The organism is Williamsia deligens (genome assembly GCF_024171765.1).
GTDB classification, from domain to species: Bacteria; Actinomycetota; Actinomycetes; order Mycobacteriales; family Mycobacteriaceae; genus Williamsia_A; species Williamsia_A deligens.
The window spans coordinates 1,317,091-1,336,971 of the sequence record NZ_JAMTCI010000001.1 but is presented as its reverse complement, the minus strand read 5'-3'; the positions used below and the strand labels follow the sequence as shown (position 1 = coordinate 1,336,971).

The 19,881-nt window shown below is 70.6% G+C and carries 18 protein-coding genes; 9 read left to right on the top strand and 9 right to left on the bottom strand.

Features of this window, described 5'->3' with window-relative positions; genetic code table 11:
* Positions 1-131 precede the first annotated feature (131 nt).
* The gene (locus LX14_RS06440) at positions 132-2,963 is read left to right on the top strand and encodes a DUF2232 domain-containing protein (RefSeq protein ID WP_253646412.1); all 2,832 of its coding nucleotides are present in this window, start codon (positions 132-134) and stop codon (positions 2,961-2,963) included.
* A 50-nt stretch (positions 2,964-3,013) separates the two neighbouring features.
* Entirely contained in the window at positions 3,014-4,522 is a 1,509-nt protein-coding gene (locus tag LX14_RS06435; protein WP_253646411.1) for a flavin-containing monooxygenase, read from the top strand.
* A 56-nt stretch (positions 4,523-4,578) separates the two neighbouring features.
* Here LX14_RS06435 and LX14_RS06430 read toward each other — a convergent pair whose 3' ends face one another.
* Together LX14_RS06430 and LX14_RS06425 are read right to left on the bottom strand one after the other, a co-directional pair.
* Entirely contained in the window at positions 4,579-5,382 is an 804-nt protein-coding gene (locus LX14_RS06430; protein WP_253646410.1) for an alpha/beta fold hydrolase, read from the bottom strand.
* A gap of 4 nt (positions 5,383-5,386) precedes the next feature.
* Positions 5,387-6,451, bottom strand: a complete 1,065-nt coding sequence (locus LX14_RS06425) for an aldo/keto reductase (RefSeq protein WP_253646409.1) — start codon at positions 6,449-6,451, stop codon at positions 5,387-5,389.
* Positions 6,452-6,567: 116 nt separating this feature from the next.
* Between LX14_RS06425 and LX14_RS06420 the strand changes: the two genes are divergently transcribed.
* The 3 genes from LX14_RS06420 to LX14_RS06410 all read left to right on the top strand — a co-directional run bounded on the left by LX14_RS06420 (position 6,568) and on the right by LX14_RS06410 (position 8,607).
* On the top strand, positions 6,568-7,155 hold the full coding sequence (locus LX14_RS06420) for a TetR/AcrR family transcriptional regulator (protein WP_253646408.1): 588 nt from the start codon (positions 6,568-6,570) through the stop codon (positions 7,153-7,155).
* Positions 7,152-7,790 carry a trimeric intracellular cation channel family protein gene (locus tag LX14_RS06415; RefSeq protein ID WP_253646407.1) on the top strand — a complete coding sequence of 213 codons (639 nt, stop codon included), beginning with the start codon at positions 7,152-7,154 and terminating at the stop codon, positions 7,788-7,790. The genes LX14_RS06420 and LX14_RS06415 overlap by 4 nt, the downstream gene beginning before the upstream one ends.
* 70 nt (positions 7,791-7,860) lie before the next feature.
* Entirely contained in the window at positions 7,861-8,607 is a 747-nt protein-coding gene (locus tag LX14_RS06410) for an SDR family NAD(P)-dependent oxidoreductase (RefSeq protein ID WP_253646406.1), read from the top strand.
* Here the strand turns inward: LX14_RS06410 and LX14_RS06405 are convergent.
* Both LX14_RS06405 and LX14_RS06400 read right to left on the bottom strand, forming a co-directional pair.
* A complete protein-coding gene (locus LX14_RS06405; protein ID WP_253646405.1) occupies positions 8,598-9,107 on the bottom strand; it encodes a MarR family winged helix-turn-helix transcriptional regulator in 510 nt (169 codons plus the stop codon). The two genes, LX14_RS06410 and LX14_RS06405, sit on opposite strands and share 10 nt — an antisense overlap.
* A 58-nt stretch (positions 9,108-9,165) precedes the next feature.
* The gene (locus tag LX14_RS06400) at positions 9,166-10,395 is read right to left on the bottom strand and encodes an EAL domain-containing protein (protein WP_253646404.1); all 1,230 of its coding nucleotides are present in this window, start codon (positions 10,393-10,395) and stop codon (positions 9,166-9,168) included.
* A gap of 178 nt (positions 10,396-10,573) precedes the next feature.
* Between LX14_RS06400 and LX14_RS06395 the strand changes: the two genes are divergently transcribed.
* Entirely contained in the window at positions 10,574-11,878 is a 1,305-nt protein-coding gene (locus tag LX14_RS06395) for an alpha-hydroxy-acid oxidizing protein (protein WP_253646403.1), read from the top strand.
* Between the two features lie 57 nt (positions 11,879-11,935).
* Positions 11,936-12,382 carry a DoxX family protein gene (locus LX14_RS06390; RefSeq protein ID WP_253646402.1) on the top strand — a complete coding sequence of 149 codons (447 nt, stop codon included), beginning with the start codon at positions 11,936-11,938 and terminating at the stop codon, positions 12,380-12,382.
* A 19-nt stretch (positions 12,383-12,401) separates the two neighbouring features.
* Here LX14_RS06390 and LX14_RS06385 read toward each other — a convergent pair whose 3' ends face one another.
* Complete coding sequence (locus LX14_RS06385; RefSeq protein ID WP_253647914.1) at positions 12,402-13,277, bottom strand: crotonase/enoyl-CoA hydratase family protein; 876 nt, start codon at positions 13,275-13,277, stop codon at positions 12,402-12,404.
* Between the two features lie 145 nt (positions 13,278-13,422).
* On the opposite strand from LX14_RS06385, the gene LX14_RS06380 reads away from it, so the two are divergent.
* Positions 13,423-14,574, top strand: coding sequence for a zinc-dependent alcohol dehydrogenase (locus tag LX14_RS06380; protein WP_253646401.1), 1,152 nt, complete (start codon positions 13,423-13,425; stop codon positions 14,572-14,574).
* Entirely contained in the window at positions 14,571-15,185 is a 615-nt protein-coding gene (locus tag LX14_RS06375; protein WP_253646400.1) for a hypothetical protein, read from the top strand. The genes LX14_RS06380 and LX14_RS06375 overlap by 4 nt, the downstream gene beginning before the upstream one ends.
* On the opposite strand, the gene LX14_RS06370 is transcribed toward LX14_RS06375, so the two are convergent.
* The 4 genes from LX14_RS06370 to LX14_RS06355 all read right to left on the bottom strand — a co-directional run bounded on the left by LX14_RS06370 (position 15,166) and on the right by LX14_RS06355 (position 19,740).
* Positions 15,166-15,585, bottom strand: coding sequence for an SRPBCC family protein (locus tag LX14_RS06370; RefSeq protein WP_253646399.1), 420 nt, complete (start codon positions 15,583-15,585; stop codon positions 15,166-15,168). The two genes, LX14_RS06375 and LX14_RS06370, sit on opposite strands and share 20 nt — an antisense overlap.
* Before the next feature lie 20 nt (positions 15,586-15,605).
* Complete coding sequence (gene ilvD, locus LX14_RS06365; protein ID WP_253646398.1) at positions 15,606-17,312, bottom strand: dihydroxy-acid dehydratase; 1,707 nt, start codon at positions 17,310-17,312, stop codon at positions 15,606-15,608.
* A 71-nt stretch (positions 17,313-17,383) separates the two neighbouring features.
* Complete coding sequence (locus LX14_RS06360; RefSeq protein WP_253646397.1) at positions 17,384-18,586, bottom strand: alpha/beta hydrolase family protein; 1,203 nt, start codon at positions 18,584-18,586, stop codon at positions 17,384-17,386.
* Positions 18,583-19,740, bottom strand: a complete 1,158-nt coding sequence (locus LX14_RS06355; protein ID WP_253647913.1) for an alpha/beta hydrolase family protein — start codon at positions 19,738-19,740, stop codon at positions 18,583-18,585. The genes LX14_RS06360 and LX14_RS06355 overlap by 4 nt, the downstream gene beginning before the upstream one ends.
* Between the last annotated feature and the right edge of the window lie 141 nt (positions 19,741-19,881).

Below are 19,881 nucleotides of genomic sequence, written 5' to 3'. Positions count from 1 at the left end.
CACTCCGCGGGTGCCTGCGCGGTCGACGACCCGCAGGCGGTGTCACCCCCTCTGGCACCCTGGATTCGGACATCGCCCGAGGACACCGGCAGTGCCGGCGACGAGGGCGCACCAGAAGAGGGGAGAGGTGGATGGCGCAGCCGACCCTGCACCCCGGTGACCACGCGACCGCCCCCGTCCCGCCGCCGCGTCGCAAGCGGTCGCTGACGGCGATGGAGGTGGCGGAGGCCGCCGCTCTCGCCGACGTCGCCGCCGCCATCTGCGTCCTGAGTCGCATCCTCCCCATCGCCGGCGCAGCCATGTTGGTCGCGTCGATCCCGTTCGCCGTCCTGGGCATCCGCCGACGGCTCCGGGTCTGCGTTCTCGCGACCGTCATCGGGTGGATCGTCGGTCTGCTCTTCGGCGGGTACACCGCCGCGAACATGGTGGGCGCCGCGGCGATCGCCGGGTGCTTCGCCGGCATCGCGATCCGACGCCGCTGGTCGCCGCTGTCGGTCGTCGTCCGCGGCATCGTCGTCATCGGCATCCCGTCGGCCGCACTGACGACAGGACTGCTCGCCGTGTTCGCGAGCTACCGCGAGTTCGTGTTCGAGAACATCCGCAACGGCACCGCGGGCACCGCCCGGATCTTCGCCAACGCCGGGATCGCCCAGGTCGAGGACTTCGACGCGGGCGTGCGTCGCGCACTGGAGGTCTGGCCCATCACCATCGCCGTCGTCGGCTTGGTCGGCGCAGCCGGCGGCGCGCTGTTGACGGCGGTCTTCGTGTGGCGACCCGCCCAGTCGATCGCCCGTCGGCTCGGCGACATCGCCACCGACGACACGGTCGCCGACGCCGGCGCCGTCGCGCCCGTGCCCCTGCACGCGCGCGGCGTCACCGTCGTCCATCCGGGGTCAACGACGCCGACGATCGCGGGGGTGGATCTCGACGTGCTCCCCGGCTCGCTCGTCGCGGTCGTCGGACACAACGGCGCCGGAAAGTCGACGCTGGCGCGGGTGGTGTCCGGGCGCGCCCCGACACACGGCGACGTGTGGCGCCCCGGTTCCGCCGGGTTGGGCATGCCCGGCGGGACGGCCATGATCGGCCAACGCCCCGAGACCAGCGTCCTGGCGCTCGCCGTCGGTGACGACCTCGCCTGGGGTGTGCCGGACATGACCCCCGAACGGTCGCGGGAGGTCCTCGACCGCGTCGGTCTGGACCTCGATCTCGACGCCGAGACCGCGCGCCTGTCGGGGGGTCAGCTGCAGCGCCTCGCCGTGGCGTCGGCCCTCGTGCGCGCGCCCGGGCTGCTGGTGAGCGACGAGAGCACCGCCATGATCGACGGCCGGGGTCGTGCGGATCTGATGGGGCTGTACCGGGGGCTGGCGAACGACGGGACCGCCGTCGTGCACGTCACCCACGACCCGGTCGAGATGCGCGGTGCGGACGCGGTGATCGCGTTACCCGGCGGCACCTCGGAGCCCGCCGTCCCGGTGCCGGATCAGGGCGGTCGGTGGCTGCGCGGCGGTGAGGTCCGCGTCGAGAACCTGAGCTTCGCCCACGACAGTGGCACCCCGTGGGACCGCGAGGTGCTCCGGGACGTGTCCATGACGGTCGCGCCCGGACAGACCGTCCTGGTGACCGGGGCCAACGGATCGGGCAAGACCACGCTGGCGCGGCTCCTCGCCGGCATCGAGAAGCCGGTGCACGGGACGGTCACCGTCGACGGCGAACCGGTCCGCAACGACCGCACCTGCGCCCTCTACGGACAGCAGTTCGCGCGCCTGTCGCTGGTGCGCTCCCGCGTCCGCGACGACATCTGCGACGCCGCCGGCGTCGACCATGCCCAGGGTCGACTCGTCTGGCAGGCGCTGCGGGAACTCGGCCTCGACCCGGCGCAGGTGGCCGAGGCACGCATCGACCACCTCAGCGTCGGACAGCAGCGGCGCGTCGCGCTCGCGGGGTTGCTGGCCGCCCGCCCCCGCGTGTTGGTCCTCGACGAGCCGCTCGCCGGTCTCGACACGGCGTCACGCCACGCGATGGTGGCCGCGCTGTACCGGGTGCGGGCGTCCGGGACGACCCTCGTAATCGTCACCCACGACGAGACCGAGCTCACCCAGATCGCGGACCGTGTCGTCGAGGTGTCCCCGCTCCCGGCCCTGCCCGACGCCCGCCCCACCGGCAAGGCATCCCGCGCCTCGCTCGTGTCCGCGGTGGGTCGGGTGCTGCCGCAGACGTCGCCGGCGAAGCGACTCTGGGTGGGTACCAAGGTGTTCGCGATCGTCGCGACCGCGGCCATGCTGGGGTGGAACCCGTCCTGGACGACCGTCGGCGCAGCAGCGGCGCTCGCGGTCGTGTGGACCCTGGCCGGGCGGGTGTCGTTCTCCGCGTTGCCGAGACTGCCCTGGTGGGTCCCCGTCGTGGCTCTCGCCGGCGGCACGGTGACCGCGATGGGCGGCGGGGCGCCCTACGTCACCGTCGCCGACGTACGGCTCGGGCTCGGCGGCGCCAGCACGTTTGGGATCCTCATCTCCATCACCGTGGTGTCGCTCTACCTCTCGCTGCTGTTCTGCTGGACCACGCCGATGGTGGAGGTCCCCGCGTTCCTGCAGCGGATGGTCGGGTGGTTCGCCCGTCTCCGGATCCCGGTGCAGCCGGTGGCGGTCGGGGTGACCGTCGCGCTGCGTCTGCTGCCGTTCATGCTCACCGACTTCCGCGCACTGCTGCAGACCATCGCGCAGCGTCGCACCCCGGGCCCGCAGTCGTTCACGCAGCGCGCGCAGCAGTGGAGTGCCTGCCTGCCGATCGTGTGCAGCCTCGCGGTGCAGAACGCCCGGGAGGTCGCGACCTCGCTGGACAACCGCGGTGGCGTGGGCACCGTGGCGCGTCGCGATCGTCGCCCCGGTGTCCTCGACATCGTCGTGATCCTGGCGATCCTCGCGCTCACGGTGGGCTGCGGCGTGGTCGTCGGAGCTCGTTATTGACGATCCGTCAATAGCGCGGGTACCGTGGTCCACAGACCGAAAGGAATGCCATGACCCAGGTGCAGGACCGCCCGGCCGACGACGCCGGTGACGGTGCGACGGAGTTCCTCGATGTGGTGATCGTCGGTGCCGGTTTGTCGGGGATCGACGCCGCCTACCGCCTCGTCGAGCGCAACCCGAATGTGCGCTACGCCCTGCTGGAGCAGCGCGACCGGATCGGCGGCACGTGGGACCTGTTCCGCTACCCCGGGATCCGTTCCGACAGCGACATCTACACGCTGAGCTACCCGTTCCGCCCCTGGGACGGCGAGAAGAGCATCGCCGACGGCGCCGACATCCGGCAGTACATCGCCGACGCCGCCGACGAGTACGGCATCACCGAGAAGATCCGCTTCGGCGTCTCGGTGCGCTCGGCGGACTTCGACTCGACCACCGACGAGTGGACCGTCGTCACCGAGGCGGGTGGCGTGACCCGGACCGTGCGGTGCCGCTTCCTGTTCCTGTGCACCGGTTACTACGACTACTCCGGCGGGTACACCCCGGAGTTCCCCGGTATCGAGGACTTCGCGGGCACGGTGGTGCACCCGCAGAAGTGGCCCGAGGATCTCGACCACAGCGGCAAGAAGGTCGTCGTGATCGGCAGCGGCGCAACGGCGATCACCCTGATCCCGTCTATGTCGCGCGACGCGGAGAAGGTGACCATGCTGCAGCGGTCGCCGACCTACATCACCATCCTGCCCTCGAAGGACAAGATCGCCCTGGCGCTGCGCAAGCGGTTGCCGGCGAGTCTCGCCCACCGGATCGTGCGGTTCAAGAACGCGGGCATCGCGCTGGCGTTCTACCTGTACTGCCGCAAGTACCCCGACTCGGCGCGTGCCCGTCTGCGCGGTCTCGCCAAGCGCGTGCTGCCGAAGGACTATGACGTCGACACGCACTTCAACCCCACCTACAACCCGTGGGATCAGCGGCTGTGTGTCATCCCCGACGGTGACCTCTACCGGGCCATCAAGTCCGGCAGGGCCGACATCGTGACCGACACCATCGCGTCGTTCGACGAGACCGGGGTCCGTCTGTCCTCCGGGGATTACCTCGACGCCGACATCGTCGTCACCGCAACGGGATTGCAGTTGCTCGTCTTCGGCGGCATCCAGCTGTCGATCGACGGCGAGGAGATGAAGCCCAACGAGCACGTCCTGTACCGCGGACGCATGCTCGACGGCGTCCCGAACTTCGCGTGGACCTTCGGCTACACGAACGCGTCGTGGACGCTGCGCGCCGACCTCACGTCGAAGGCCGTGGCCGAGCTCGTCGCCTACATGGGCGAGCACGAGTACACCCACGCCTTCCCCGATCGCGGCGACGCGCCCTTGCCGGACGAGCCGATGGTCGACCTGTCGTCGGGCTACATCGCCCGGTCGGCGGCCGCGCTGCCGCGCTCGGCACCGGAGCAGCCGTGGCGGGTGCGGGCCAACGTCGTGCTCGACACGATCGACGAGAAGCGCTCCAAGGTGACCGACGCGATGACCTTCGGGAAGGTCCGTCAGACCGCCGACGTCTGAGTCGGATCGGACCACAGTCGTCTGAGTCGGATCGGACCACAGTCGTCTGAGTCGGATCAGTCCACAGTCGTCTGACCGCCTGTCGCCAGGTGCTCCCGGATCGCCGGGAGCACCGTCGACGTCGCCGCCAACGTCGTCGCGTGGTCGGTACCGTCCACGACGACGAGTCCGCAGTCGGGGATGGTCGCGGCCACATGCCGTGTGTCCTCCAGTCGACCTCCGTCGGCCGACCCGACGAACGCCAGTGTCGGCGCGGCGATCCCGGCCAGAGCGTCGTCGGGAACTCCCGGCTCCGCGTCCACGCTCGTCATGTAGGCGGACAGTGCAGCGGCGTCGTTGCGGTCGAACGCCGCCCGCGTCGCGGGATCGAGGTCGGTCCCGCGCTGTCGCTCCCACCGCGTGATGAAGGCATCCATGCCCTCGTCGGCGAGCACCGCGGCGCATCCCGGGAAGAACAACTCGTCGAACGCGCCGTGCAGTGCACGAGAACTGGTGCCGCCGAGCACGAGCCGGTCGATGCGGTCCGGGACCGATGTCGCGAGGGCCAGCGCGACACGGGATCCGAGGGAGTACCCGACGACCGAGGTGCGATCGATCCCGCACTCGTCGAGCACGGCGACGACGTCCCCGACGAGACGGTCCATCGCGTAGGACCCGACGTCATGCGGCTTGTCGCTGCGACCGTGGCCGCGGAAGTCGGGCAGCACCAGGCGATGCCCGTCGAGGCCGTCGACGTAGCCGAACGATCGCCACACCGCCTGCGACAGGCCCGTCGGGTGGAGCAGGACGACCGGCGAGCCCTCGCCGACGGCCCGAAAGGCGACGGCGACACCGTCGGCGGGGTTGTGCACGCGGTCCATCGCGTCAGGATGTCATCGCGCGCTCTCGATCACCATGTCGCCGCGGGTCTGTCGGCGGATGTGGTCGCTGCCCAGCAGGGCATGCGGGAAGCCCGGGTCCGGCGCTGTCGCCTCCCTCCAGGCGCGTCAGGTGGCTGGTGTCGAGGTCCACGGCCAGCGCGGCCAGGTTCTCCTCGAGTTGGGCGGGTGTCCGCGCACCGATGATCGGGGCGGTGACGTGGGGGTTCTGGATGCTCCAGGCCAGGGCCACCTGCGAGGGCGTCACGCCGAGATCCTCGGCGACCTCGCCGACGACGTCGGCGATGGACAGCGAGCGGTCGGTCACGGCACCGAGGCCGACGTTGAACGCGGTGCGGGTGCCGTCCTGCGGCGCGGCCCCCGCGGACCGGGTCCGATATCGGCCCGTCAGCACGCCGCCGGCCAACGGGGAGAACGGGACCACGCCGAGACCGAGTTCGCGTGCCATCGGGAACAGGTCCAGCTCGCCGCGTCGCTCGATGAGGTTGTGCTCGACCTGCAAGGCGATGAGCGGTCGCCATCCGCGCAGATCGGCGATGGTCTGCATGCGTGCGATCTGCCACGCCGGGGCACTGGAGATGCCGCAGTGGAGGACCTTGCCCTGGCGGACGAGGTCGTCCATGCCCCGCAGGATCTCGTCGACCGGGGTCGAGTCGTCCCATACATGCAGGTGGAGCAGGTCGACGTGATCGGTGCCGAGACGATCGAGGCTCGCGTCGACGGAGGCGAGAAGGTTCTTGCGGTGACCGCCACCGGAGTTCGGGTCACCGGGTCGACGAAGGGTCGAGTACTTCGTCGCGATGACCAGGCTGTCGCGACGACCGCGGGCGAACTCGCCGAGGTACCGCTCCGAGGTGCCCTCGGTGTAGGTCGAGGCCGTGTCGAGGAAGTTCCCGCCGGCGTCGACGTAGCGGTCGAACAGGCGGCGTGCGTCCTCGCGGTCCGCACCCCACCCCCACTCCGTTCCGAAGGTCGCGGTCCCGAGGGCCAGCCGTGAGACGCGCAGTCCCGAGCGGCCCAGAGTGCGGTACGTGTCGAGCGTGGTGGTCATGTGCTCCCTTTATGTAAACGAGTGTGTTTACAAAAAGGTAGGCACTGCCGCGGCGGTGCGCAAGCTAAGTACACTCCTGCGTGTACTTGAGAGGCGGGACGATGACGGACAGGGCGATGGGTCCCACAGGGCGGCGCCGGGGGCGAGGTGCACGCGAGCAGATCCTCGGGGCGGCTCGACGGCTCTTCGAGAGCGACGGCATGACACGGTCGGGGATGGACGCGGTGGCGCGCGAGGCGGGGGTCTCGAAACGCACCGTCTACCAACACTTCCCGACGAAGGGCGACCTTCTCGTCGCGTACCTCGCGACGCGGGACCTGGACCAGGAACCGTGGGACCTCGACCCGTCGCTGGGCCCGCGCGAACAGATCCTGGCCGTGTTCACCGCGGAGCCGGAAACACCCGGAGGCCTCACCCCGATGTGCCCGTTCGTCCGCGCCGCGGTGGAGATCAGCGACGACGGCCACCCCGCCCGGGACGTCGTGCGGCGATACAAGGTCGGCGTGGCCGACCGCTTCCGGGAGCTGGCCCGCGCTGCAGGGGCAGAGGACCCCGGCGCACTGGGCGAGCAACTGGCACTGCTGCTCGACGGGGCCGCGGCACGGACCCGTGCCCTGGGTGACGAGTCCATCCCCACGGCGGCCGCGATCGCCCGAACCCTGCTGGATGCGGCCATCCCGGAGAATGCCGGGGCGCGGTCGTGAACTCGGCCTCACCGACGTTCCTCGCTCTCGACCTGGCCGGAACGTTCGCGTTCGCGCTGAACGGGTCGTGGACGGCGATGCGGATGGCCCGCCTCGACATCGTCGGGGTGGTGACGCTGGGGATGATGGCCGCGCTCGGCGGCGGGTTCATCCGGGACACCATCCTCGACGCGCTCCCGCCGGCCACCTTCACCGACTGGCGGTATCTCGCGGTCGCCGCCGCGGGTGCGCTCGTCGCGTTCGTGTCCGGTCAGTTCGCCGACCGGCTCGCGATGCCGATCCTGGTGCTGGATGCGATGGGACTGAGCCTGTTCGCCGTCAGCGGGGCGCTGAAGGGTGTCGGCTTCGAGGTCGGTGTGGCACAGGCGGTGATCCTCGGGGTCATCACCGCGGTGGGAGGCGGCACGCTGCGCGACGTCCTGATCCGCCAGATCCCGGCCGTGCTCACCAGCGGGCTCTACGCCATCCCGGCCATGGTCGGTGCTCTCGTCGTGGTCGCCGGGACCCAGATCGGGATCGCCGCCCTCCCGTCAGCCCTCATCGGTGCCGCGCTCTGCCTCGTCATCCGCATGGCCGGCGTGCACTTCGGTGTGAACGCGCCGGGTCCGCCGAAGGGGACACGCGCTTCGGAATAACGTGACATGTCACCTAGTTAACTCAAGGGCGCCGGACATGCCGACGCGCGAGACACCCAGGAGGGTCACCATGCATCAGCTCGACGACAAGACGGCTCTGGTCACCGGCGGGACCTCGGGCATAGGCCTGGCCACCGCGCAACGACTGGCCGCGGAGGGCGCCCATGTGTTCATCACCGGCAGGCGCGCCCACGCGGTGGAGGAGGCTGTCGCAACCATCGGCGACACCGCGACCGGGGTGGTCGGGGACGTCACCGACCCCGCGGATCTCGAGCGTCTCGTCGAGGCCATCGCCGCACGCGGGCGAGGGCTCGACGTCGTGTTCACCAACGCCGGGGGCGGCGAGTTCGCGACCCTCCAGGACGAGACCCGCGAGCACCTCTTCGACGTCCTGACCCGCAACGTCGGAGGCACGGTCTTCACCGTGCAGGCGGTGTTGCCGCTGCTCAACGAGGGTGCATCGGTCGTGCTCGCCGGGTCGACGGCGGCGTCGGAGGGCGTTCCGGCGTTCGGCGCCTACGCGGCGTCGAAGGCCGCGGTCCGATCCCTGGGACGCACCTGGGCCGCGGAGCTCGCCGGCCGTGGGATCCGCGTCAACACGGTGGTCCCCGGTCCGACCGAGACGCCGGGGCTCACGGGTCTCGTACCGGACGGGCAGCAGCGGGAGTTCCTCGACGGACTGGGTTCGGCGCTCCCCGTCGGTCGGGTGGGGCGACCCGACGAGATCGCCGGTGTCGTCGCCTTCCTCGGGTCCGACGCGAGCACGTTCATGACCGGCAGCGAGGTGTTCGTCGACGGCGGGTCGATTCAGGTCTGATCCGGGTGGGGGAGCGTCCCCGCGCGCAGCAGGGTCTCGTGGACGATCTCCAGGGTCCCGCCCAGCTGTCGCGTCCGGTCGGTGTCGAGATCGGCGAAGAACGCCGACCGCACCCAGGCCGCGTGCCCGGGTGCGGCGGCGTCCAGCTCCCGCCGCCCGACGTCGGTCAGGGCGACTTCGGTTGCCCGACGGTCGGATTCGCACACCTCGAGCACGACGAGGTCACGACGGCCCATCCGCTTCAGGTGGTGCGAGAGTCGGCTCCGTTCCCACCCGATCGTGGTGGCGAGGACGCCGAGCCGGGCGCGGTCGTCCGGACGCTGCGACAGTGCGGTGAGGACGGTGTAGTCACCCAACGACAGGCCGCTGTCGCACAGCAACTGGCGGTTCATCTCGTATTCGAGGCGATGGTGGACACGCATGTACGCAAGCCACGTCTGCTGTTGCGTCTCGTCGAGCGCGTGCTCGGGCCGACTCCCGGCGTCTTCTCGCTGTGACACACCGTCTCCGCTCAGCACGACACCATCCGGTCCCAGAGTAGGCCAGGGTGACGGGCTCTCAGCGTGGCGCGAGGTCCGCGGTGATCCGCCGGGCGGCGTCGGCGACGACGTCGCGGTCGGTGGTCACGCACCAGCGGACCCGCTGGGTCGGCTGATCGGGATCGATGGGGGCGGCGATGACCGCGATCGCATGCGCCACACCGATCGATGCCACGGCGAACGCGTCGTGGTGGGCGAGCTCGGGCGTCCGCGGTCCCCGCACGCCCGGTCGCGGTGCTCGACCGAGCCCGGGCGCACTGATCCCGACGAGGACATGTCGATCGCCCAGGAGTCGGTATCGCCGTGCGAGTTCGGCGGAGAGGTGGCGCGCCCCGTGCATGGCGGTGACGACGCACCCGTCGTGATGTTCGGTCGCGGCCATCGACTCGACGAGGTCACAGGCGGCGAGAGCCTCGTGGGCGTCGCCGACGGCACTCGGGGCGTCGTCCAGGATGGTCATGAGTGACCGCATCCGACCGCGCGTCGGGTCGACCACCGTCGTCCTCGCGAGACGCGAGGGCGCCGACCGCGACTTCGTGGGGCGCCCGTAGCGGTACCCCTGGGCCAGGGTCGCCCCCATCGCGCGGGCGGTCATCTCGTGCTCCAGGGTCTCGACGCCCTCCGCGAGGATCGTCGTGCCGCGCCGACGCGCGAGGTCGCCCGCGGCGCTGATCGCCTGTGCGGCGTCCACACCGTGCCCTGACATCTGGGTGATCGACCGGTCCAGCTTGACCACGTCGGGCGCGACGAGGTCGAGGAGGCCGAGGCACTCGGGGATGGCCCCGACGTCGTCGAGGGCGATGCCGAAGCCGAGGGCGCGCGCCCGCTCGACACCGGCGATCACGGCCACCGGGTCGTGCATCAGTGTGCGTTCCGTCAGCTCGAGGACGAGTTGGATGCCACTGCGCGACCCGTCGAGGTCGGCGAGGCTCGGCGTCGGTCCCCACGGAGGGGTGGTTCCGAGGCAGTCGGGTTCCACGTTGACGAACAGGTGGTGACCGCGGCCGTGACGGTGCGCGCCCTCCACGGCCCGTCGCCGGCACCACCAGTCCATCGCCGCCGCCGAACCGCCACGGCGGGCGGCGTCGAAGGCCTCCAGCGGCGACACCTCGGGTGATCCCGGCCAGCGCGCCAGCGCCTCATGTCCCACCGTTCGCCCGGTCGCCAGCTCCACGACGGGCTGGAAGACGGGCTGCACACCGGACGGATCGCGCAGGATGGCAGACACCCCGGATCCCACTGAACGCATGACTCCCCCGAATCGTATGAGCGGTGTCCCCCGAAACCACTACAACTGCCAGTCTAATGCAGGCCGAATCCGGCTCCGTGCCAGCGAATGTGCTGCGCGATCGTGACGAGGCGCGTGCAGGTAGCGTGCTGGTCGTGCGTGGTACCGATCACAGCGCAGTCCGTCGAGAGGATCGTCGATGACCACCGATCAGCCGCTGTCCCCGGGACGGGCTCGTCAGAACGCGATCTACACGGCGGGTGTGTTCGGTGACCGTCCGCGCATCCCCGCGGACTTCGCCGAGCTGGAACGACGCGCGAAAGCAACGATGTCGGAACGCGCGTGGGCATACATCGCCGGTGGGGCCGGCGAGGGATCGACGATGGCGGCGAACCGTGCGGCGTTCGATCGGTGGGAGATCGTGCCCCGCGTGCTGCGTGACGTCTCGCGACGCGACCTGTCGGTGGAGTTGTTCGGGTCCCGGTTGCCGGCGCCGGTGTTGTTCGCGCCCGTCGGTGCGGGCGAGCTGGCCCGTCCCGACTCCGACGTGCTCATCGGTCGCGCCGCCGCCGATCTCGGTGTGCCCTACATCTTCTCGAACCAGGGGTGTTCCCCGATGGAGGAGACGGCCGCAGCGATGGAGGCGGTCCGCCCGGGTGCCCCGCGGTGGTTCCAGCTCTACTGGTCCACCGACGACGACCTCGTGACCAGCCTCGTGCACCGGGCGGAGGCGATGGGCGCGCAGGCCATCGTCGTCACGCTCGACACGACGATGCTGGGCTGGCGCCCGCAGGATCTCAACATCGGGTCGCTGCCGTTCGCGCGCGCCGAGGGCATCGCGCAGTACACCTCCGACCCCCGGTTCCGGCAGATCGTCGCCGACCGCCTCGCCGCCCCGGACCGTCCGGCCGGACCGAAGGTCCGCGTCACGCGGTCGGCGGTCGCGGCCCTGGCGTCCATGGCCCGACGCGTCCCGGGACCGTTCCTGGCGAACCTGCGGTCGCCGGTGCCGCGCGAGTCGGTGCAGACCTTCCTCGACATCTATTCACGGCCGTCCCTGAACTGGGACGACATCGCAGGATTGCGCGACCGCACCGATCTCCCCGTCGTGCTCAAGGGCATCCTGCATCCCGACGACGCCGCCCGCGCAGTCGATCTCGGCGTCGGCGGCATCATCGTCAGCAACCACGGGGGCCGACAGGTCGACGGGTCCATCGCCGCCATCGACGCGCTGCCGGGTATCGCCGAGAAGGTCGGTGGCCGGGCGCACGTCCTGCTCGACTCGGGGGTGCGGACCGGGTCGGACGTCTACAAGGCGCTTGCGCTGGGCGCGGACGCGGTGTGCGTCGGACGCCCGCACATGTACGGCCTCGCGATCGACGGGCGTGACGGTGCCCGGGACGCGGTCGCGAACATCATCGCCGAGTTCGACCTCACCCTCGGGTTGGCCGGTCAGACGTCGGTCGGCGAGCTGACTCCGGAGGTCCTGCACCACCGCCGATGAGTTCCGGTGATCGGCGGGGTCTGTCCTGATGTCATCCCCTCGGACCCAGGAGTCACCATGACCGACACCACCAGCACAGCGCACACCACCGATTCGCCGGCCGTCTCGGCCACGTCGCGTCGACCCCGCACCTGGATCGCCGGGACGGTGCTCACCGTTCTGATCGCCGCGTTCCTCGTGGTCGACGTCCTGGGCAAGCTGTTCCAGCCCGACTCCGTGGTCGAGGGCACGGCGAAACTCGGTTTCACGGCCGATCAGGCCACGGTGATGGGCATCGTCCTGGCCCTGTGCACCATCGTCTGGTTGATCCCGCGGACCGCCGTGCTCGGCGCTGTCGGGATCACCGCCTACCTCGGTGGCGCGGTCACCGCGAACTGGAACGACGACGCCCCGCTCGTGAGCACCACGCTGTTCGCCGTGTACCTCGGCGTGCTGCTGTGGGTGGCGATGTTCCTCCGCCGCCCGGCGCTGCTGTCGGTGTTCGGACTGCGTTCCGACCGCTGATCGGCGATGCCCGGGGAGGTCAGAAGTCGCGCAGGGCGTCCGGCATGTCCTCGGGCACGCGAGAGGTGAACTGCGCCGGGCGCTTCTCGAGGAAGGCGGCGACGCCCTCCTTCCCGTCGGCGATGCTCGTGTAGAACATCGCGAGCGAGTCGACGCGGTGGGCCTCCACCGGCGACCGGGCGGCGCTGTTGCGGTACATCATCTGGCGCGTGAGGGCCGTCGAGACGCGAGAACGGCCGTCGGAGAACCGATGGGCGAGCGCGAGGGCGGCGTCCATCAGGTCGTCCGGGGCGTGGACACTGCGGACCAGGTTCATGTCCTTCGCGGTCGCCGCGTCGACGATATCGGCGGAGTACACGAGTTCGAGCGCGTTCTGCATCCCGACGACCCGCGGGAGGAACCACGACGAGGCGGCCTCGGGGACGATCCCCAGACGTCCGAACACGAAACCGATCCGCGCCTTCTCCGACGCCAGCCGGAAGTCCATGGGCAGGGTCATCGTGGCCCCGATGCCCACCGCGGCACCGTTGATCGCGGCGATGGTCGGCTTGGTGCACCGGTAGATGGCCAGCGACACCCGGCCGCCGGTGTCGCGGACGCCGCTGACGATCGCGGGGTCGTCGAAGTGGTCGACGAGGTCGGTCAGTGTCGGGGTGAGCGTCTCGTCGAGACCGAAGACGTTGCCCTCGCTGCTGAGGTCCATCCCGGCGCAGAACGCGCGCCCGGAGCCGGTGAGGACGACCGCCGCGACGGCGGGGTCGGCGGAGACCTCGTCGAACGCGGCCTCGAGATCGTCGGCCATCTGCACGGTGAACGCGTTGAGCGCGTCGGGCCGGTCGAGGGTGAGGACGGCGATCCCGTCGGTCACGTCGTAGCGGACGGTCTCACGGTGCATGGAGAACTCCTGGGCGCTCACGCGGGCGACGCTGGTGTGCCCGACGCGCTCCACGGTCCCACACGGACCGACCGACTCGGCCCCCGGATTCACCCATCGTGTCGCGGGGCAGTTTGGACCTGGCGGGCCCGGGTATCGCGGCCCCATGAAGGCGATGACATACCGCGGTCCGTACAAGATCCGCGTCGAGGACAAACCGATGCCGACGATCGAACACCCCAACGACGCCATCGTGCGGGTCCAGTTGGCCGCCATCTGCGGATCCGACCTGCACCTCTACCACGGGATGATGCCCGACACCCGGGTCGGGCACACGTTCGGTCACGAGTTCATCGGCGTCGTCGAGCAGGTCGGACCGTCGGTGCAGAACCTCTCGGTCGGTGACCGGGTGATGGTGCCGTTCAACATCTACTGCGGGTCGTGCTGGTTCTGCTCGCGTGGCCTGTTCTCCAACTGCCACAACGTGAACCCGAACGCGACCGCCGTCGGCGGGATCTACGGGTACTCCCACACGTGCGGCGGATTCGACGGCGGACAGGCGGAATACGTGCGGGTGCCGTTCGCCGACGTCGGACCCTCGATCATCCCCGACTGGATGGACGACACCGACGCGTTGATGTGCACGGATGCGTTGTCCACGGGGTACTTCGGCGCGCAGCTCGGTGACATCGTCGAGGGCGACACGGTCGTCGTGTTCGGCGCGGGGCCGGTCGGGCTCTACGCCGCCGCCTCGTCGTGGTTGATGGGCGCAGGACGGGTGATCGTCGTCGACCACCTCGACTTCCGCCTGGAGAAGGCGCGCACGTTCGCGCACGCCGAGACCATCAACTTCGCCGAGTGCGACGACATCGTCGTGCAGATGAAGAAGACCACCGACTTCCTCGGGGCGGACGTGGCCATCGATGCGGTGGGAGCCGAGGCCGACGGCAATCTCATCCAGCACGTCAGCGCAGCGAAGTTCAAGCTGCAGGGCGGATCTCCCATCGCCCTGAACTGGGCGATCGACTCCGTCCGCAAGGGCGGGACCGTCTCGGTGGTGGGCGCATACGGCCCGATGTTCAGCGCCATCAAGTACGGGGACGCCCTCAACAAGGGCCTCACCATCCACGGCAACCAGGCCCCGGTGAAAAGGCAATGGCCCCGGTTGTTCTCGCACATCCAGAACGGTCACCTCACGCCGAGGGATGTGGTCACCCACCGGATCCCGTTGGAACACATAGCGGACGGATACCACATGTTCTCTGCCAAGCTCGACGGCATCATCAAGCCCGTCATCACCTTCGGTGGTGCCGCATGACCGACGACCGGACAGGAGATGCCGTCACAGGGTCGCCGGAGCACCTCCCGGCCTACACCGCCGACCGTCCACAGGTCCCGTCGGCCGACGAACTCCGGGCGAGGATCCCGGGCTGGGGTGTCGACCTCGACCCGGCCGACCGCCCGTCGGTGCCCAAGCTGCAGAGGCTGGAGACCGGCGCCCACTGGCGTTTCCCGGATCGTCAGCCCGAGAACGGGTACCGAGAGCGATCGATCGAACACCGCTTCCTGACACCGGTGTTCGGGACCGCGCAACCGCTCGGCGGGATGGCGGGCCGCCTGCGCCGCATCGCCTACGACCGCTTCAGCGAGGCGCGCGCCGCGCACTGGCTCATCCTGCTCGGCGCCGACCGGGTCGACGCGGCGGAGCACCACCTCCGGTCCTTCGCGACGACGAGACCGGACAACCCGATCACCCAGACGGGGATACGCACGGAGATCACCCGCGGTGGGTGGCGGTCACGCGTGGGACGCCGGCGTGCCGACACCCATCACGCCTGGATCGATCCGGTGATCGTGGGCGGGCCGTGGGTGCTGGGCACCGTCGCGGTCGTCCGGATCGCGCGGTCCCTCAGCGGTCGCCGCCGGTGATCATCCGCCGTCGCGTGAGACGCTCGATACGCGGCAACGCCAGTGCCATCACGGTGAGGTAGGCCGGGGCCCACAGCGGCACACCGAAGCGCAGGACGCAGCCGGCCTCCGTCGGGATGACCTCATGCCTGGTCGCGGGCACACCGAGGACGCGCCATGCCCAGACCCGACCGTCGACGAACTCGGTGATCTCGAAGGGCAGCGGCACGCCGACCGGTGTCCACACCTTCCCGCGCGAGGACAGGGTGAAGGGGCCGGGGGTGTCGAGCTGGGCCCCGACGACGGTCGGACCCCACACCGGCCAGGCGTCGAGGTCGACGATGACGTCCCAGACCGATTCGGCGGGCACGGACATGGCCCGGTCCACCGTCGGCATCCGATCGTGCAGTCCGAGACGCATGCCCTCGACCCTACGGGCGCTCAGGCGAGCACGGCCCCCTGCGACGCCGAACCGACGAGCTTCGTGTACTTCGCGAGCACCCCGCGGGTGTAGCGCGGCGGCAGCGGGGCCCAGTCCTGACGGCGGGTTTCGAGCTCGGCGTCGTCGACCAGCAGGTCGAGTGTCCCCTTCCCGACGTCGAGCCGGATGCGGTCGCCGTCACGCACGAACGCGACCGGGCCGCCGTCGACCGCCTCCGGGGCGACGTGCCCGACGCACAGCCCGGTGGTGCCACCGGAGAACCGACCGTCGGTGAGCAACAGGACGTCTTTGCCGAGGCCGGCGCCCTTGATGGCTCCGGTGATGGCGAGCATCTCCCGCATCCCCGGGCCACCCTTGGGGCCCTCGTAGCGGATGACGACGACGTCGCCGGCGGAGATGGTCCCGTCCTCGAGCGCGTCCATCGCGGCACGCTCGCGTTCGAAGACCCGCGCGGTGCCCTCGAACACGTCGGAGTCGAAGCCGGCCGACTTGACCACGGCGCCGCCGGGGGCGAGTGACCCCTGGAGGATGGTGATGCCGCCGGTCGGGTGGATCGGCTCGGACATCGCGCGCAGCACCTTGCCGTCGGGGTCGGGCGGGGCGATGTGGGCGAGGTTCTCGGCCATGGTCCTGCCGGTGACGGTGAGGCAGTCGCCGTGGACCAGCCCGGCGTCGAGCAGGGCCTTCATCACCACGGGGACGCCGCCGATCTGGTCGACATCCGTCATGACGTGCTTGCCGAACGGCTTCACGTCGGCGAGGTGCGGGACCCGGGAACCGACGCGGGTGAAGTCGTCGAGGGTGAGCTCCACCTCGGCCTCGTTGGCGATCGCGAGCAGGTGCAGCACCGCGTTGGTGGACCCGCCGAACGCCATGACGACCGCGATGGCGTTCTCGAACGCCTCCTTGGTGAGGATGTCGCGCGCGGTGATCCCGCGCCGCAGCAGTTCGACGACGGCCTCGCCGCTGGCGTGGGCGAACTGGTCGCGACGACGGTCCGGTGCGGGCGGGGACGCGCTGCCCGGCAAGGACATGCCGAGCGCCTCGGCGGCGCTGGCCATCGTGTTGGCGGTGTACATGCCGCCGCAGGCGCCCTCACCGGGACAGATCGCGCGCTCGATGGTGTCCACGTCCTCGCGCGACATCAGGCCGCGTGAGCAGGCGCCGACGGCCTCGAAGGCGTCGATGATCGTGACCTGGTGCTCGCTGCCGTCGGACAACGTCGCGAAACCGGGCAGGGTCGACCCGGCATACAGGAAGACGCTCGCGAGGTCCAGACGCGCTGCGGCCATGAGCATTCCGGGCAGCGACTTGTCGCAGCCGGCGAGCAGCACCGACCCGTCGAGGCGCTCGGCGCTCATCACGGTCTCGACGCTGTCGGCAATCACCTCGCGCGACACCAGCGAGAAGTGCATGCCCTCGTGGCCCATGGAGATCCCGTCGGAGACGGAGATGGTGCCGAACTCGAGCGGGAACCCGCCGGCCGCGCTCACGCCGCCCTTCACCGCCTTCGCGAGACGTTCCAGCGAGAGGTTGCACGGCGTGATCTCGTTCCACGACGAGGCGACGCCGATCTGGGACTTGCCCCAGTCGTCGTCGCCCATCCCGACCGCGCGCAGCATGCCGCGCGCAGCGGTCTTCTCGAGGCCGTCGGTGACGTCGCGGCTGCGGGGCTTCACGTCGGGGGAGGGGTTCTCGGTCGACATGTCGTCTCCTGACTGCTGGGGCGGGAACGCGGGCTCGGTGTCGAGCCTAGGACGGGGTCATCGCGGCGCGATCACCGCAGGATGCGAGCGAGGAATCGGTCGGCGTCGGGGAGGACGGCGGTGAGCACCCCGGGGTGATCGGCGGCGGGGTACACGTGCAGTTCCAGCGGTTGTCGGTGGGCCGTCATCTGGGTCGCGAGCGACAGCGCCGACGGGGCCGGGACGTTCACGTCGGCGAGTCCCTGGCCGATGAACACCGGTCGCGTGTAGCCCGAGTCGGGCGTGCCCAGGTAGCGACGGATCGCACCGTAGGCGTCCGGGATCGAGGCCAGCGGTCGGCGGAAGAGCGTGCGCAGGTCGAGACCCTGCGTGAACGGACGGAGTTCGCGTCCGCAGGCGCTGTTCGCGCGGTCGACCAACGACCTGCCTCTCACGGTCAGCAGGTCGTCGATCCGCAGATCCGGGCGGGCGGAACGGAACCCGGCCAGGATGTACAGGACGTAGGCGTTGAGCGCCCGCGGCAGCACGACGGGCGGGAACTGCGGACCGAGGGTCGGCAGGATGCTCTCGAGGTCGGCGGGTACGCCGGTGGCGAGACCGCCACGGAAGTCCAGGCCGCTGCCGGCGGAGAAGTCCGGGGCGTTGCGTGCTGCGGCGAGGGCGGCGGCGCCGCCCTGCGAGTGCCCGAGGGTCGCCCAGCGTCTCGCCAACGGGAGACCGCCGGCCCGCGCGGCGACCACCGAGTCCACCACGGAATGCGCGGCCGTGGTGCTGTCGAGATAGTAGAGCGGGCCCGGGGTGCCCTGTCCCACATAGTCGGTCGCGACGATCGCGTATCCGCGCCGCAGCCAGTGGCCGAGGTAGCCGATGTCGTCGGCGGAGGGCCTCTGCGCCGAGGGGGCGCAGTCGTCCCCCATCCCGACGGTGCCGTGCGCCCACGCCAGCATCGGCCACCCGCCCGCGGGCGGGGTGCCGCGCGGCACCGTGATCGACCCGGTGCTGACGGCCCGCCGCCCGAGACCGTCGGTGGTCGAGTACAGGATCCGGGTTGCACTGCCGGCGTCCGGCAGCCAGAGGCGCCGATCGAGCGGACGCTGCTCGATGAGTGTGCCCGCCCGCTGGGGGATCGGCCCTGTGTGGTCGCGGGCATCGAGACCCGACCAGATCGGTGGCGGTGTCGGGAGGACGTCGGGCTCGGCCGCGGCCGGCGAGACCACCGCGAACGTCGCGGCGACGGCGAGGGCAGCCGTGACCCAGCGGTGGGGCGAGATCACCGGGGCGCCATGATCCGCGCGAGGAACGGCGTCGAGTCACGCTGCGACGCGTACACGGTGCCCGAGTGGTCGGTGGGATACACGTGCAGCTCGAACGATTGGCGGGCCGCGGACAGCTGTGCGGCCAACGACAGCGCGAACGGTGCCGGGACGTCGATATCCCGCAGGCCCTGGCCCAGGAAGATCGGTCGGTCGTAGCCGGACGCCGGGATGCCCAGGAAGCGGTTCAGCTCCCGGTAGGCGTTCGGAAGAGACGAGATCGGGTGGGAGAAGTACGACCGCACGTCGACGCCCGTCAGCCGCTGCGCGAGCTCGGGGTAGCAGACGGTCTCGGAGAGATCGGCCATGGCGCGTCCGGTCGGGGTGAGGATCCGATCGATCCCGACGTCGGGACGTGCGTCGCGGACCGCAGCGAGGATGTAGGTCAGGTACGTCGTCAGACCGACCGGGAGCCGGACCGGCGGGAACGACGGACCACCGAGCGCGATGATCGACTCGATGTTCGCGGGCGTGCCGGTGGCGACGACGCCGCGGTAGTCCAGACCACGACCGCGGCTGAACTCGGTGGCGCGTCGCGCGGCGTTCATCGCGGCCCCCGCCCCCTGCGACTGCCCGACGATGGCCCACCTCGATGCGGTCCGGAGACCGAGCTGCCGCAGCGCGACGACGGAGTCGACGACAGATCGGGCCTCGACCTCGCCGTTCAGATAACTCATGAGTCCGGGTGTGCCCAGTCCGGTGTAGTCGGTGCCGACCACGGCGTAGCCCTGGTCGAGCCAGTGCGAGATGTAGTCGTCGTCGCGGGGCGAGCGCTTCTGCGCCGACGGTGTGCACGAGTCGCCGATCCCGACCGTGCCGTGCGCCCATGCCACGACGGGCCACCCGCCGGCCGGAGGCGCGGACCGCGGGAGGAAGACGGCGGCGGTGCTGACCGCCATCCGGCCGTGCTGGTCGACCGAGGAGTAGAGGAACCGGCGGGCGTCACCGGCCGATCGCACCCACAGCGACCTGTCGAGCGGCACCGACCGGATGACCGTCCCCGGCGTCGTCGGGATCGGGCCGGCGTAGTCGCGGACGTCGAGACCGGACCACGCCGGTGCGGCGGTCGGCGGCGGCTCGTCGGCCGACGCCGCCGGGACGACGAGCGTCGTCATGGCCGCGACGGCGAGTCCGACGACGAGGACGCGGAGATGCTGACGCACGGACACGATCACCTCGTGACTCTAAGCCCGCGGTCGGCGAGTCGACCGCCTCAGCTCGTGGCCATCTCTCCGGTTTCGCCCACTGGTTGACTA